The organism is Pseudomonas sp. KH_024_B2 (assembly GCF_057839965.1).
Window position 1 is genome coordinate 4,098,895 of the sequence record NZ_CM174502.1, and the last position, 14,713, is coordinate 4,113,607.

14 protein-coding genes are annotated in these 14,713 nt (G+C 59.9%); all 14 read right to left on the minus strand.

The window, feature by feature from the left end:
* Nucleotides 1-159: 159 nt before the first annotated feature.
* Nucleotides 160-552 carry a DUF2802 domain-containing protein gene (locus AC3I0A_RS19035; RefSeq protein ID WP_489373796.1) on the minus strand — a complete coding sequence of 131 codons (393 nt, stop codon included), beginning with the start codon at nucleotides 550-552 and terminating at the stop codon, nucleotides 160-162.
* Nucleotides 553-1,038 (minus strand): chemotaxis protein CheW, encoded by a 486-nt coding sequence (locus tag AC3I0A_RS19040; protein ID WP_489373797.1) that lies wholly within the window; start codon nucleotides 1,036-1,038, stop codon nucleotides 553-555.
* Nucleotides 1,039-1,115: 77 nt separating this feature from the next.
* Nucleotides 1,116-1,991: a CheW domain-containing protein gene (locus AC3I0A_RS19045; RefSeq protein ID WP_489373798.1), complete on the minus strand. Its 876-nt coding sequence runs from the start codon at nucleotides 1,989-1,991 to the stop codon at nucleotides 1,116-1,118.
* A 36-nt stretch (nucleotides 1,992-2,027) separates the two neighbouring features.
* Entirely contained in the window at nucleotides 2,028-2,816 is a 789-nt protein-coding gene (locus AC3I0A_RS19050) for a ParA family protein (protein ID WP_489373800.1), read from the minus strand.
* 50 nt (nucleotides 2,817-2,866) lie between these two features.
* Nucleotides 2,867-3,754, minus strand: coding sequence for a flagellar motor protein MotD (gene motD / locus AC3I0A_RS19055; protein WP_489373802.1), 888 nt, complete (start codon nucleotides 3,752-3,754; stop codon nucleotides 2,867-2,869).
* Nucleotides 3,755-3,769: 15 nt separating this feature from the next.
* Complete coding sequence (locus tag AC3I0A_RS19060) at nucleotides 3,770-4,510, minus strand: flagellar motor protein (protein ID WP_489373804.1); 741 nt, start codon at nucleotides 4,508-4,510, stop codon at nucleotides 3,770-3,772.
* Nucleotides 4,510-5,637: a protein-glutamate methylesterase/protein-glutamine glutaminase gene (locus AC3I0A_RS19065; protein ID WP_489373806.1), complete on the minus strand. Its 1,128-nt coding sequence runs from the start codon at nucleotides 5,635-5,637 to the stop codon at nucleotides 4,510-4,512. Before AC3I0A_RS19065 ends, AC3I0A_RS19060 begins: the two co-directional genes overlap by 1 nt.
* A gap of 49 nt (nucleotides 5,638-5,686) precedes the next feature.
* Nucleotides 5,687-7,936 (minus strand): chemotaxis protein CheA, encoded by a 2,250-nt coding sequence (locus AC3I0A_RS19070; RefSeq protein ID WP_489373808.1) that lies wholly within the window; start codon nucleotides 7,934-7,936, stop codon nucleotides 5,687-5,689.
* Between the two features lie 30 nt (nucleotides 7,937-7,966).
* Nucleotides 7,967-8,755: a protein phosphatase CheZ gene (locus AC3I0A_RS19075; protein ID WP_489373810.1), complete on the minus strand. Its 789-nt coding sequence runs from the start codon at nucleotides 8,753-8,755 to the stop codon at nucleotides 7,967-7,969.
* Between the two features lie 21 nt (nucleotides 8,756-8,776).
* The gene (locus tag AC3I0A_RS19080) at nucleotides 8,777-9,148 is read right to left on the minus strand and encodes a chemotaxis response regulator CheY (protein ID WP_024012118.1); all 372 of its coding nucleotides are present in this window, start codon (nucleotides 9,146-9,148) and stop codon (nucleotides 8,777-8,779) included.
* A 168-nt stretch (nucleotides 9,149-9,316) separates the two neighbouring features.
* Nucleotides 9,317-10,057 carry an RNA polymerase sigma factor FliA gene (gene fliA, locus AC3I0A_RS19085; protein ID WP_489373812.1) on the minus strand — a complete coding sequence of 247 codons (741 nt, stop codon included), beginning with the start codon at nucleotides 10,055-10,057 and terminating at the stop codon, nucleotides 9,317-9,319.
* Entirely contained in the window at nucleotides 10,054-10,884 is an 831-nt protein-coding gene (fleN, locus tag AC3I0A_RS19090; protein ID WP_489356844.1) for a flagellar synthesis regulator FleN, read from the minus strand. Before fleN ends, fliA begins: the two co-directional genes overlap by 4 nt.
* Nucleotides 10,885-11,003: 119 nt before the next feature.
* Entirely contained in the window at nucleotides 11,004-12,320 is a 1,317-nt protein-coding gene (gene flhF / locus AC3I0A_RS19095; protein ID WP_489373814.1) for a flagellar biosynthesis GTPase FlhF, read from the minus strand.
* A gap of 11 nt (nucleotides 12,321-12,331) precedes the next feature.
* Nucleotides 12,332-14,461, minus strand: coding sequence for a flagellar biosynthesis protein FlhA (gene flhA / locus AC3I0A_RS19100; protein ID WP_489373816.1), 2,130 nt, complete (start codon nucleotides 14,459-14,461; stop codon nucleotides 12,332-12,334).
* Nucleotides 14,462-14,713: the final 252 nt, after the last annotated feature.

A 14,713-nucleotide genomic window follows, 5' to 3' on the forward strand; every position in this document is an offset into this window, starting at 1 on the left:
GAACGCAACAAGTCCCCTGTGGCGAGGGAGCTTGCTCCCGCTCGGCTGCGCAGCAGTCGCAAAGCGGCTGATTCAATTTTCCTGAAAGAACGCCGTTGCAGGCTTTAGGGCTGCTTCGCAGCCCAGCGGGAGCAAGCTCCCTCGCCACGCCGCGTCGCTTCAGCTTTTATGCAACTTTCTCATCAACTCGGCTTCTGCCTGGGTCAATCCGCAGGACTGGGTCAACTCGTCGACGCTGGCGCCCATTCCGACCAGGCGTGCGGCCTGGGCGAATGACAGGCTGGTCGGATCGCGCTGCTCCAGTTGGGCCAGTTTGTCCGGCAACGGCCCTACCACCGCGCGCAGTTCGTGCAGAGCCTCACCCATCCGGACATTCCCGTTCAGGTAGTCGTCGACGCGCTTGGCCAGGTCCTTGATGCGCTGGTCACGCAGCGCATCGCCCTGGGCCTGTTGCACCGCGATCAGACGCTGGCGGCGTACGTACGTCAGGAACATCGCCAGCGTGCCTGCCCAGAAGATGAACAGGACAATCACCGCAACCTCAAGAATCAATCAGATTTGCTCCAGGTCCGACCATTCTTCTTCGCTCATCATCTTGTCCAGCTCGACCAGAATCAGCAACTCGTTGTTCTTGTTGCACACGCCCTGGATGAACTTGGCCGATTCTTCGTTACCGACGTTAGGCGCGGTTTCGATTTCCGACTGACGCAGGTAAACCACTTCGGCCACGCTGTCGACCATGATCCCGACCACTTGCTTGTCGGCTTCGATGATCACGATACGGGTGTTGTCGCTGATCTCGGCGTTCATCAGGCCGAAGCGCTGACGAGTGTCGATCACGGTGACCACGTTGCCACGCAGGTTGATGATCCCCAGCACGTAGCTGGGTGCACCCGGCACAGGGGCGATTTCGGTGTAACGCAGGACTTCCTGAACGCGCATCACGTTGATGCCGTAGGTTTCATTGTCCAGCTTGAAGGTTACCCATTGCAGGATCGGATCTTCGGAACCCTTTGCAGACGACGCCTTATCATTCATACCCTGACCCCTCGAAAAACCGTTGAAAACGGTGTGTGTTCTGTCTGGCCGTACTCAAAGCGCGGCCTGTTATTGGTTTATGCAGGTCTGTTGGCCGGCTTGCTGCCGAGCATCTGCTTTGCCCCGCCGCTGGCAATCAGCTCCGCCAGCTCGGACACATCCAGCAGCGCACACATGTGCTCAATCACCGTGCCGGCCAGCCACGGACGTTGACCACGATGGGTGCGCCATTTGATTTCGTTCGGGTCCAGGCGCAAGGAACGGCTGACCTGATGCACCGCCAGCCCCCATTCATAACCCTGAACCGAGATCACGTATTGCAGGCCCTGGCGGAAATCATCGCGGTAGCGATCGGGCATGACCCAGCGCGCGGTATCCAGCACTTTGAGGTTGCCGGCCTGGCTCGGCAGAATCCCGAGGAACCACTCCGGCTGACCGAACAGTGGTGTCAGCTCGTGACCGGCCAGCGAATAGATCGAGCCCAGACACACCAACGGCACTGCCAGCGTCAGACCGGCCACATCGAACAGCAGGCACTCGAACGGCTCGGCAGCCCATGACGGACGGCCATCGTTTTCCACTGGCGGCGGTGTGTTGCTCGGCGGCAGATGAACTTCGACCACCGGCGGGACCAACGCTTGCAGCGTCGGCGCGGCCCGTTCAACCGGGGCGAGAATCGGTGCAGGCACTTCCAGCACCGGCGCAGCGGTTGGCGTCGGCGCCTGCACGGCGGCAGCTACAACCGGGGCGACCACGCTTTGCGGCTGCGCATCGCGAGTCCGCTCTTCAAGCACGGCGGCTTCGAATTCATCCAGCGTGTCCAGCAGGTCGACGACCTCAGGCAACGCTTGGGGCGTCAGCTCAAGCGCTTCGGTCGCGTCCTGCAACAACGCGTCGAGATAAGACTGCAGCGCCAGTTGCGGCCGGGTCGTAATCTTCACAGGACGGTTCATTGGAACACCACTCCCGCATTGGAAATAAGCGTCATCTCAAGCCACCTGCGGAACGAGTTGCTGGGCAAGCAGGTGTTTGAGCAACGCCCGATAGGCCAGAACCCCGCGGCTTTTGCCGTCGAATCGGGAGGGCGTCAACCCTGCCCGGCTGGCATCGCGCAAGCGGGTATCGACCGGAATGTAGCCTTGCCAGATGTCTTCGGGGTACCTGTCGCGCAGCACCCGCAACGTGCCCATGGAAGCCTGGGTTCGGCGGTCGAACAGGGTTGGCACGATGCTGAATGGCAACGCTTGCTTGCGCGAACGGTTGATCATCGCCAGGGTGTTGACCATGCGCTCGAGGCCTTTGACTGCCAGGTGTTCGGTCTGAACCGGGATCACCAACTGCTGGCTGGCCGCCAAGGCATTGACCATCAGCACACCGAGCAACGGCGGGCTGTCGATCACCGCGTAATCAAAATCCTGCCACAACTGCGCGAGGCTCTTGGCGATCACCAGACCCAGGCCGCTCTGCCCTGGCGACTGACGCTCAAGGGTGGCCAGCGCGGTGCTGGAAGGCAGCAGGGAAATGCGTTCGTCACTGGTCGACAGCAGCAGTTGAGCGGGCAACCCCGCCGGCACGCTGCCCTTGTGCAGGAACAGGTCGTAGCTGCTATGTTCCAGGCTGTCGGGATCGTAGCCGAAGTAGCTGGTCATCGAGCCGTGGGGGTCGAGATCGACCACGACCACGCGCTTGCCCGCCTCAGCCAGCAAACCGGCTAAAGCGATGGAAGTAGTGGTTTTTCCAACACCACCCTTTTGATTGGCGACTGCCCAGACTCTCATTCAGATCCTTCCTCCCGGTCTAACAGGCGCAACCGGGAAATGGCGCTAAGTTACAGGGCTGGCGACGGAGAATTGACGGCGCTCTCTCGTCCCGGCGACTTTACAGGCGTGGGTGCAGTTTGTGTGCCAGCACGCTTCAATGCGGCATCGGGTTTGGCATTGGCGGTTCCGGTACCGGTCAGGCTGCGGCGTACATCGAGGTTGCGTGACACCACCAGCACCACGCGGCGGTTGCGCGCCCGGCCTTCGACGGTCGCGTTATTGGCCACCGGCTGGAATTCGCCATAGCCGACCGAAGCCAGGCGCCCCGGATTCACCCCTTCCATGGCGAGCATGCGCACAATACTGGCCGAGCGGGCCGACGACAGTTCCCAGTTGGTCGGGTATTGCGAAGTGCGGATCGGCTGATCGTCGGTGAAACCTTCGACGTGAATCGGGTTGTCGAAGGGTTTCAGAATCTTCGCCACCTTATCGATGATGTTGAACGCGATATCACTGGGCATGGCGTCACCGCTACCGAACAGCAGGCTGGAGTTCAACTCGATTTCGACCCACAACTCATTGCCGCGGATGGTCATCTGCCTGGAGCTGATCAGGTCACCGAACGCCGCGCTGATGTCATCGGCGATGGATTTCAGCGGATCGTTACTCGCCTGAGCAATGCCAGCGTCAGTCTGCTCGCTGTCCTTGACCAAGGGTTTGGCCGGCGTGACTGTCTTGGGGCGCTCGTCACCGATGGGTATCGGCTTGAGAGTGCGCTGCGGGTCGTTGAACACGCCGATCAGTGCCTGGGAAATCTCTTTGTATTTGCCTTCGTTGATCGAAGAGATCGAATACATAACGACAAAGAAGGCGAACAGCAGCGTGATGAAGTCGGCGTACGACACCAGCCACCGTTCGTGGTTGACGTGTTCTTCAGGTTGGCGACGACGTGCCATGGTCCATTACCCCCATCAGTCCATGAAGCCCTGAAGCTTCAACTCAATGGAACGAGGGTTCTCACCTTCGGCAATCGACAGAATGCCTTCGAGCAACATCTCGCGATAACGCGACTGACGCACCGCGATCGACTTGAGTTTGCTGGCAATCGGCAGCAGCACCAGGTTGGCACTGGCGACACCGTAGATAGTCGCGACAAAAGCCACGGCGATCCCGCTGCCCAGTTGCGAAGGGTCGCCCAGATTGCCCATGACATGGATCAAGCCCATGACCGCACCGATGATGCCGATGGTCGGCGCATAACCGCCCATGCTTTCAAAGACTTTGGCAGCGTCGATGTCACGGCTCTCCTGGGTGTAGAAATCCACCTCGAGGATGCTGCGGATCGCTTCCGGTTCAGCACCGTCGACCAACAACTGCAGGCCTTTGCGCGAGTAGTCGTCGGGCTCGGCATCGGCCACGCCTTCAAGACCCAGCAAACCTTCCTTGCGGGCGGTCAGGCTCCAGTTCACCACGCGATCGATGCCACCGGCCAGATCGAGATGGGGCGGAAACAGAATCCAGACAAGGATCTGCATGGCGCGTTTGAAGGCACTCATCGGCGACTGCAACAACGCGGCGCCGACAGTACCGCCCAATACGATCAGCGCCGCCGGGCCGTTGGCCAGCGCACTGAGATGACCACCTTCCAGGTAGTTGCCACCAATGATGGCGACAAACGCCAGGATGATCCCGATAAGGCTTAAAACATCCATCAGAGGCACGCCTCGACCAGATGCTTGCCAATCTCGTCCAGGCCGTACACGGCATCCGCCAGGTCCGCTTTGACTATGGCCATCGGCATGCCGTAGATCACGCAGCTGGCCTCATCCTGGGCCCAGATCGCACTGCCGCCCTGCTTGAGCAGACGTGCGCCTTCACGACCGTCGGCGCCCATGCCGGTGAGCACCACCGCCAGAACTTTGTCACCGTAGGATTTGGCTGCCGAACCGAAGGTGATGTCCACGCTCGGTTTGTAATTCAGACGCTCGTCGCCCGGAAGGATTTTCACCGCGCCACGGCCATCGATCATCATTTGCTTGCCACCCGGCGCCAGCAGCGCCAGGCCTGGACGCAGGATGTCGCCATCCTCGGCTTCCTTGACACTGATGCGGCACAGCTTGTCCAGACGCTCGGCGAACGCCTTGGTGAAGGCCGCCGGCATGTGCTGGATCAGCACGATCGGCGCCGGGAAGTTGGCCGGCAATTGGGTCAACACACGCTGCAACGCGACCGGGCCGCCCGTAGAGGTGCCGATCGCGACCAGTTTGTAGGCTTTGCGTTTCGGTGCCGGCGAGCTCGGGCCGGCCGCCGGCGCACGGGCAGGAATCGGCACCGGCGCGGGACGCGCAGGCGCACTGCTGCCAAAACTGCTGACAGCAGGTGACGGTGCGGGCGCAGCGACAGGCTGTGGCGCCGGAGCGCTGTAAGCACTGAAACGACGGTTGCTGCGCGAAATGGTGTGGATCTTCTCGCACAGCAGTTGCTTGACCTTCTCGGGATTGCGCGAGATGTCTTCGAAATTCTTCGGCAGGAAATCCACCGCGCCGGCATCCAGCGCGTCGAGGGTAACGCGAGCGCCTTCATGGGTCAGCGAGGAGAACATCAATACCGGAGTCGGGCAGCGCTGCATGATGTGCCGCACTGCCGTGATGCCATCCATCATCGGCATCTCGTAGTCCATGGTGATCACGTCCGGCTTTAATGCCTGCGCCTGATCGATCGCCTCTTTGCCGTTGGTCGCCGTACCGACGACCTGGATATTCGGATCCGCTGAAAGAATTTCCGAGACGCGGCGGCGGAAAAAACCCGAATCATCCACCACCAGGACCTTGACTACCATAAACACTCCGTTAGGCAGAGCGGGGCAAAACCGCCCCGCTCTGCCAGAATCAAATTCGCCGCGCGGCGTAACGCTTGAGCATGCTCGGGACATCGAGAATCAAGGCGATGCGGCCGTCACCGGTAATGGTGGCGCCGGACATGCCCGGGGTTCCCTGGAGCATCTTGCCCAATGGCTTGATGACCACTTCTTCCTGACCGACCAGTTGATCGACGACAAAGCCGATCCGCTGGGTGCCCACCGAAAGGATCACCACGTGGCCTTCTCGCTGCTCTTCGTGAGCGGCGGAGGCGACCAGCCAGCGCTTGAGGTAGAACAGCGGCAGCGCCTTGTCGCGCACGATGACCACTTCCTGGCCATCGACCACGTTGGTGCGCGACAGGTCGAGATGGAAAATCTCGTTGACGTTGACCAGCGGGAAAGCAAAGGCCTGGTTGCCGAGCATGACCATCAGCGTCGGCATGATCGCCAGGGTCAGCGGGACCTTGATGACGATCTTCGAGCCCTTGCCCTTGGTCGAGTAGATATTGATGGTGCCGTTGAGCTGGGCGATCTTGGTTTTCACCACGTCCATGCCCACGCCGCGCCCGGAGACGTCGGAAATCTCGGTCTTGGTCGAGAACCCCGGAGCGAAGATCAGGTTGAAGCAATCGGTCTCGCTGAGACGGTCCGCCGCATCCTTGTCCATCAGGCCTTTCTTCACGGCGATACCGCGCAGAACATCGGCGTCCATGCCCTTGCCGTCATCGGAGATGGACAGCAGGATGTGGTCGCCTTCCTGTTCAGCGGACAGAATTACTTTGCCGCTGCGGGGTTTGCCCATCGCTTCGCGCTCAGCCGGCTCTTCGATACCGTGGTCGACCGAGTTGCGTACCAAGTGGACCAGCGGGTCGGCCAGGGCCTCGACGAGGTTCTTGTCGAGATCGGTTTCTTCGCCGACCAACTCCAGGGCAATCTCTTTCTTCAACTGACGAGCCAGGTCGCGAACCAGTCGCGGGAAGCGGCCGAAGACTTTCTTGATCGGCTGCATCCGGGTTTTCATCACCGCGGTCTGCAAGTCGGCGGTCACCACGTCGAGGTTCGACACGGCTTTGGACATGGCTTCGTCGCCGCTATTGAGGCCTAGACGGACCAAGCGGTTACGCACCAGCACCAATTCGCCGACCATGTTCATGATCTCGTCCAGCCGCGCGGTATCGACCCGCACGGTGGTCTCGGCTTCACTGGCCGGTTTTTCCGCAGGTGGCGCGGCCGGGGCACGGGCCGCAGCCGTCGCAGCGGCTGCAGCAGGCTTCGGTGCTTCGGCTCTAGGCTCGGGCGCTTTGGCGACGGGTTTCGGTGCAACAGCCTTGGCAACCGGCGCCGCAACCGAAGCGCTGGCGCCGGTAGCGGTGCCAACTTCAGTGAACTTGCCCTTGCCGTGCAATTCGTCGAGCAGCGATTCGAACTCGTGATCGGAGATCAGATCGCTGCCGACAGCTGCAGCGGTTGGCGCAGCCGGGACCGGTGCCGAAGCAATGGCCGATTCCAGCGCATCAACGGCAAAGTTGCCCTTGCCGTGCAACTGATCGAGCAGCGCTTCGAATTCGTCGTCAGTGATATCGGAGCTGTCGCCTGCCGCTTTCGGAGCAGCTGGTGCAGCGGGTGCTGCGACCACCGCATCGACGGCGAACTGGCCTTTGCCGTGCAGCTGATCGAGCAACGACTCGAACTCGGCATCGGTGATTTCATCACTGGCCGCAGCATTGCTGGCAGGTAGAAGAGCAGCCGTCGGAGCCTCGGCCTGTGCCTTGACGGCGTTCAGCGAGTCCAGCAGTTGTTCGAACTCGTTATCGGTGATGTCGCCCGATTCGCTTTCGCCAGCCGGTTCTTCGACCATGTCGGCAACCGGAGCGGATGCAGCCTCGGTTTGCGGCTCGGCCAGACGGGCCAGAGCCGCCAGCAATTCAGGCGTGGCAGCCGTGATCGGGCTGCGTTCGCGCACTTCGGTGAACATGCCGTTCACCGCATCCAGCGCTTCCAGAACCACGTCCATCAATTCCGAGTCGACGCGACGCTCACCCTTGCGCAGGATGTCGAAGACGTTCTCGGCGATGTGACAGCACTCCACCAGCTCGTTGAGCTGGAGGAAGCCGGCGCCCCCTTTTACAGTGTGAAAACCGCGAAAAATTGCGTTGAGCAAGTCTGCATCATCTGGCCGGCTTTCAAGCTCGACCAGTTGCTCGGACAGTTGCTCAAGAATCTCGCCGGCCTCAACCAGGAAATCCTGAAGGATCTCTTCATCGGCGCCGAAGCTCATTAAGGGTGTGCTCCTAACAGGTCTAAAAACCTAAAATCCAAGGCTGGATAGCAAATCGTCCACATCGTCCTGACCGGACACAACGTCTGCTCTTTTATCGGCATGAATCTGCGGACCTTCACCCTGAGAGAGATGTTTTTGCGGATCTTTTTCTGCGAGGATCGATTCGTGGTCATGTTCAATGCCCGCAAACCGGTCGACCTGACTGGCCATCAGCACGAGTTTGAGCAGATTGCTTTCGACTTCCGTGACCAGTTGCGTCACGCGCTTGATCACCTGACCCGTGAGGTCCTGGTAATCCTGAGCCAGCAGGATGTCGTTGAGATTGCTCGACACGACGCGAGTCTGTTGCTCGCTACGGGTCAGAAAACCCTCTACCCGCCGGGCCAGCTCGCGGAACTCTTGCGCACCGACTTCGCGGCGCATGAACCGCCCCCAGTCCTCGCTCAAGGCCTGAGCCTCGTTGCTCAGACCGTTGACCAGCGGGGTACTGTTCTCGACCAGGTCCATGGTGCGGTTGGCCGCAGCCTCGGTCAGCCTGACCACATAGGACAGGCGCTCAGTGGCATCCGTGATCTGTGAAACTTCCTCGGCTTGCGGCATATTCGGGTCAATCTGAAAATTGACGATTGCACTATGCAGTTCGCGGGTGAGCTTGCCGACTTCCAGGTACAGGCCGCGATCACGAGTCTGGTTGAGCTCATGGATCAGTTGCACAGCATCGCCGAACCGGCCTTTTTCAAGGCTGTCGACCAGTTCGCGGGCATGTTTTTTCAGGGTCGATTCAAAATCGCCCTGTGAAGTTTCGTTATGCTCCATAGCTCCCCCGTGGCGGACTCATCAACCGATGCGTTCGAAGATCTTTTCAATCTTGTCTTTCAACGCCTGAGCCGTGAATGGTTTGACCACATAGCCGTTCACACCGGCCTGAGCGGCTTCGATGATTTGCTCGCGCTTGGCTTCGGCCGTGACCATCAGCACCGGCAGGTGCTTGAGCTTTTCATCGGCACGCACGTGGCGCAGTAGATCGATACCGGTCATGCCGGGCATGTTCCAGTCCGTTACCAGAAAGTCGATGCTCCCGCTGTTGAGGACCGGAATCGCGGTAGTACCGTCATCCGCCTCGACCGTGTTGGTGAACCCAAGGTCACGCAACAGGTTTTTTATGATCCGCCGCATCGTTGAGAAGTCATCAACGATGAGGATTTTCATATTCTTGTCCAATTCGACCTCCAAGCAGTCTTAAAACGCGCGCAGCACCTGAACGCGCCATTCAATCAATTAGGCGTAACACTCAACGGTTGTATGGATTACAACGGGCCGTGACCGGTGCAGCAAAATGCCGTACCAACCTCGTTCGCAGTGTCCCCACACTGCCTGTCAGCGCGCTCGCCACTCCCCCAAACGCCCCCGTAAACGGGCCGCGCACTGGCTGTGTAACTGGCTGACCCGCGATTCGCTGACCCCCAGGACCTCACCGATTTCCTTGAGGTTCAGCTCTTCGTCGTAGTACAGCGCCAACACCAGTCGCTCACGCTCCGGCAAATTGGCAATCGCGTCCGCCAACGCAGCCTGGAAACGTTCATCTTCCAGATCACGCGACGGCTCGAGATGAGCACTCGCGCCATCCTCGTGCAGCCCTTCATGCTCGCCGTCCTGCAACAGATCGTCGAAACTGAATAAGCGGCTACCCAGGGTGTCGTTCAAAATCCCGTAATAATCATCGAGACTCAATTGGAGTTCGGCCGCAACTTCATGATCTTTAGCGTCACGGCCGGTTTTAGCTTCAATTGAGCGGATTGCGTCACTGACCATCCGGGTATTGCGGTGGACCGAACGTGGAGCCCAGTCGCCTTTACGCACTTCATCGAGCATCGCGCCACGAATGCGGATACCCGCGTAAGTCTCGAAACTCGCGCCCTTGCTGGCGTCGTATTTGGTCGACACTTCCAGCAAGCCGATCATCCCGGCCTGGATCAGATCCTCGACCTGAACACTGGCCGGCAGGCGCGCCAGCAAGTGGTAGGCAATACGCTTGACCAGTGGCGCATAGCGCTCGATCAGTTCGTACTGGCTGTCACGCGCCGACGTCTTGTAAAGGTTGTAACCGCTGGCTGTCATAGAACAGGACCCGCTGTCTGATGCACCAGCCGTTCGACGAAAAATTCCAGATGCCCACGAGGATTGGCAGGTAGCGGCCAGGTATCGACCTTCTGGGCAATAGCCTTGAACGCCAGCGAGCACTTCGAGCGCGGGAACGCTTCATAGACCGCACGCTGTTTCTGCACAGCCTTGCGCACGCACTCGTCGTAGGGAACCGCACCGACGTATTGTAAGGCCACGTCCAGGAAGCGATCCGTGACCTTGGTCAACTTGGCGAACAGATTGCGGCCTTCCTGCGGGCTCTGCGCCATGTTGGCGAGCACCCGGAAGCGGTTCATGCCGTAATCGCGATTGAGCAATTTGATCAGCGCGTAGGCATCGGTGATCGAGGTCGGCTCGTCGCAGACCACCAGCAGGACTTCCTGGGCGGCGCGCACGAAACTGACGACCGACTCGCCAATCCCGGCGGCGGTGTCGATCACCAGCACGTCGAGGTTGTCGCCGATATCGCTGAAAGCCTGGATCAGCCCGGCATGTTGCGCCGGACTCAAATGCACCATGCTCTGCGTGCCGGACGCCGCGGGGACAATGCGAATTCCGCCGGGTCCCTGCAGCAGCACATCGCGCAGCTCACAGCGCCCCTCGACCACATCGGCCAAAGTGCGTTTGGGTGTCAGTCCCAACAGAACGTCGACGTTCGCCAGCCCCAGATCGGCATCCAGCAGCATGACGCGCCGGCCGAGCTCAGCTAGAGCCAGGGACAAGTTCACTGACACGTTAGTCTTCCCGACGCCACCTTTGCCGCCGGTCACCGCGATCACCTGTACGGGATGCATGCTACCCATGTTCGTTTTTTACCTTGTCTTACTTAGACGGAGGCCACATAACTGGCTGCGCGTTCACCATTGGAACAATGCATGGCAGACCATCGATGTAGATACACTGCAATCTATTCATTATTACCTCAGCCGACCCGCTTGGCCGGACTGTGGTAGAGATCAGCGAACATATCAGCCATGGCTTCTTCGCTGGGTTCTTCCTGCATCTGCACACTCACGGCGCGACTGACCAATTGATGGCGCCGCGGCAAATGCAGATCATCCGGAATCCGCGGCCCATCGGTCAGATAGGCAACGGGTAATTCGTGACTGATCGCCAGACTCAACACTTCGCCCAGACTCGCCGTTTCATCCAGTTTAGTCAGGATGCAGCCGGCCAGCCCACAACGTTTGTAACTGTGATAAGCAGCGGTTAGAACCTGTTTTTGGCTGGTTGTTGCCAACACCAGATAATTTTTTGATTTGATCCCGCGACCGGCCAGGCTTTCCAGCTGCATGCGCAACGCCGGGTCGCTGGCCTGAAGGCCGGCGGTATCGATCAACACCACACGCTTGCGCAGCAGCGGATCGAGCGCCTGCCCCAGGGACTGGCCCGGGTCGAGGTGGGTCACGGAGACATTGAGGATGCGCCCCAGGGTCTTGAGTTGTTCCTGAGCGCCAATCCGGTAGCTGTCCATGCTCACCAGCGCGATGTTCTGCGCGCCGTACTTGAGCACATAACGCGCCGCCAGTTTGGCCAGCGTAGTGGTCTTGCCCATGCCGGCCGGGCCGACCATGGCGATCACCCCACCCTCTTCCAGCGGCTCGATCTCGGGTGTGGCGATCATCCGCGCCAGGTGCGCCAACAGCATGCGCCAGGCCTGGCGAGGCTCTTCAATTTCAGCGGTCAGCGCCAGCAGATCGCGCGACAGTGGACCGGACAGACCGATGCGTTGCAGGCGACGCCAGAGGTTGGCCTGCTGTGGTTTGCTGCCTTGCAACTGATTCCAGGCGAGCGAACCCAACTGCACTTCCAGCAGTTCACGCAGACCGTTGAGCTCGAAACGCATCGAGTCGAACACCCGCTGATCCACAGCCGGAGCGGCAGGTGCCGGTGCTGGACGGCGGGGTTCGGCAAACGTCGGCTCGATCAAGGGTTCGGCGGCGGTCAGCGGCAAACCGGCGAACAACTGGCGATTGGTGGTTGAATCGCCGTCACCGCGCAGGCTCAGCTCAGCCTGGGCCGTGACAATCCGCGACTGGGTTTTGCGTAATTCGTCTTCGAGCTCGATATTCGGTACGCGGGGTGCCAGCGCGGACAGTTTGTAATCAAGCGCAGCCGTCAGCTCGACACCGCCGGCGATCCGGCGATTACCGATAATGGCAGCATCAGCGCCCAGCTCATCGCGAACCAGCTTCATGGCCTGGCGCATATCGGCGGCGAAAAAACGCTTAACTTGCATAAACCACTACCTCAGCCGTTGGGCCCTACTGTCGCAACGATGGTCACTTGCTTGTTGTCAGGAATTTCCTGATACGCCAACACATGCAAACCCGGGACTGCCAGCCGTCCGAACCGCGAGAGCATCGCGCGGACCGGACCGGCTACCAGCAGAATCACCGGCTGACCTTGCATTTCCTGACGCTGCGCCGCTTCGATCAACGAGCGTTGCAACTTCTCAGCCATGCTTGGCTCCAGCAGAACGCCCTCTTCCTGACCTTGTCCTGCCTTCTGCAGACTATTGAGCAATATCTGTTCCAACCTTGGCTCCAGGGTGATCACAGGCAGCTCCGACTCAAGCCCCACAATGCTTTGGACGATGGCACGGGATAATCCGACACGCACCGCGGCGACCAGCGCGGCAGTATCTTGACTCTTGGCGGCATTGTTGGCGACGGCTTCGGCAATGCTGCGAATGTCGCGAACCGGCACCTGCTCGGCCAACAACGCCTGCAGCACTTTGAGCAGCTGCGACAACGACAGAATGCCCGGCACCAACTCTTCAGCCAGTTTTGGCGAGCCTTTGGCCAGCAACTGCATGAGTTGCTGGACTTCTTCGTGGCCGATCAGCTCACTGGAGTGCTTGTACAGAATCTGGTTAAGGTGCGTGGCGACCACGGTACTGGCGTCCACCACCGTGTACCCCAGCGATTGCGCCTGGGAGCGCTGACTGATTTCGATCCATACCGCCTCCAGACCAAAGGCCGGATCTTTGGCGGTAATGCCATTGAGCGAGCCATAAACCTGCCCCGGGTTGATCGCCAGTTCACGATCCGGGTAAATCTCGGCTTCGGCCAGGGTCACGCCCATCAAGGTGAGGCGGTAGGCGCTCGGCGCCAGATCGAGGTTGTCACGAATATGCACAGTGGGCATCAGGAAGCCCAGATCCTGGGAAAGCTTCTTGCGCACCCCCTTGATCCGCGCCAGCAACTGCCCACCCTGGTTACGGTCCACCAGCGGGATCAGCCGATAACCGACTTCCAGGCCGATCATGTCGATCGGCGTCACGTCATCCCAGCCCAGCTCCTTGGTTTCCTGAGCGCGCGACGGTGAAGGCAGCAGTTCCTGCTGACGCTTGACCTCTTGCAGAGCCTGAACCTTGACGATGTTTTGCTTCTTCCAGAACAGATAAGCGCCGCCGGCAGCCAGCGCTGCCATGCTGAGAAAGGAAAAGTGCGGCATGCCCGGCACCAGGCCCATCACTGCCATCATGCCGGCGGCCACGGCCAGGGCCTTGGGCGTGGCAAACATCTGCCGATTGATCTGTTTGCCCATGTCTTCGGAACCGGAAGCACGGGTCACCATGATCGCCGCGGCGGTCGACAGCAACAGTGATGGCAATTGCGCCACCAAACCGTCACCGATGGTCAACAGCGCGTAGACCTTGCCCGCATCGGCGAAAGTCATGCCGTGCTGGAAGATACCAACCGCCATGCCGCCAATCAGGTTGATAAACAGAATCAACAGACCCGCGATGGCATCGCCGCGAACGAATTTGCTGGCACCGTCCATGGAACCGTAGAACTCGGCTTCCTGGGCCACTTCCATACGGCGCGCCTTGGCTTGGCCCTGATCGATCAGGCCAGCGTTCAAATCGGCGTCGATGGCCATCTGTTTGCCGGGCATCGCATCGAGGGTGAAACGCGCGCTCACTTCGGAAATCCGTCCGGCACCCTTGGTCACTACCACGAAGTTGATAATCATCAGAATCGCGAAGACCACGATACCAACCACGTAGTTACCGCCGATCACCACCTCACCGAAGGCCTGGATCACCTTGCCGGCGGCGGCATGCCCGTCCTGGCCGTGGAGCATCACCACCCGGGTCGAGGCCACGTTCAGGGCCAGGCGCATCAAGGTGGCGACCAGCAGAATCGTCGGAAACACCGCAAAATCCAGCGGCCGCAAGGCGTAGACGCAGACCAGCAGCACGACGATCGACAAGGCAATGTTGAAGGTGAAAAACACGTCGAGCAGAAACGGCGGGATCGGCAACATCATCATCGCCAGCATGACCAACAGCAACAGCGGCACACCCAGATTGCCTCGACTGAGGTCCGCCAGGTTGCCGCGAGCGTTGTTGATTAACTGAGAGCGATCCACCGGTATTCCCCGTCCCTTGAAGCAAACTTTTGACGCCGAAAGCAGGCGCAGGGCGGGTACTGCAAGAAGCCTTCCAACTTTTGTGCTGGCGGGGAATAGAAGTTATTGGAGGGTTCCGTGTAGCCTGGACTGGCGCTATGGCGAGCAAGTCCGCTGGTCATCTGGATCAGCCTCAGGTTGACAGTCGCGCCACTTTCGACCGGCAACCCTGAAAATCCACTGGACATTTCCTTGTTTCTGGAGTCAAGGGGT